This window comes from Frigoribacterium sp. Leaf44 (genome assembly GCF_001421865.1).
In the GTDB taxonomy this organism is placed as follows: Bacteria; Actinomycetota; Actinomycetes; order Actinomycetales; family Microbacteriaceae; genus Frigoribacterium.
The window spans coordinates 833,771-834,451 of the sequence record NZ_LMLG01000001.1; the positions used below are offsets into that span (position 1 = coordinate 833,771).

At 72.5% G+C, this 681-nt stretch carries 1 protein-coding gene; it reads left to right on the plus strand.

Going from position 1 to position 681, the window contains the following annotated elements; genetic code table 11:
- Positions 1 to 665, plus strand: a 665-nt coding sequence (locus ASE87_RS16305) for an FHA domain-containing protein (protein WP_162235861.1), incomplete at its 5' end; no start/stop codon positions are given.
- Positions 666 to 681: the final 16 nt, after the last annotated feature.

Here is a 681-nt window from a genome sequence, read left to right on the forward strand (position 1 = left end):
ACGACGTCGCCACCGGCGGCGTCGGCACCGACGACGACGGCACAGACGACGTCGGCACCGACCAGGGTGATGCGGGCTCCCGAGGCGACGTCCCCGCACAGGGTGACGTCGAGGATCAGCAGCAGGCGGCAGCACGCCCGGCCCCTGCGCCGATCGACCACGTCCCGGGCTTCCGGGCCGAGCGCCCGGCCGTGACGCCGACGCCGATCGTCGCCGACGTGCCCCCGGCCCCGACCTCGTCCTCGGCCCCGCCCTGGCGGCCTCGTCGTCCCCCCGTCGACCTGCCGGTGGACGACGACGACGTCGACGAGACACGCATCGTCCGTCGTGGTGGCCTGGGCACCCAGTACGTCCTGCAGTTCAGCACGGGTGAGAGCATCACGGTCGACGGCACGGGCCTCGTCGGTCGGGCACCGACGCCCCAACCGGGGGAGCGGTTCGATCAGCTCGTCCGGATCGTCGATCCCGGAAAATCCGTGTCGAAGACGCATCTCGAGTTCGGCCAAGAGGCGGGGACCCTGTGGGTCAGCGACCGGTGGTCGGGCAACGGCACGGTCGTCCGACCTCGTGACCTCCCGCCCCGCCGTGCCGATCCGGGTGTCCGGGTGCGGGTGACGCGTGGCACCCGGGTCGAGATCGGCGAGCAGTTCTTCGTCGTCGTCTGACCGACGGCTCCTCCCC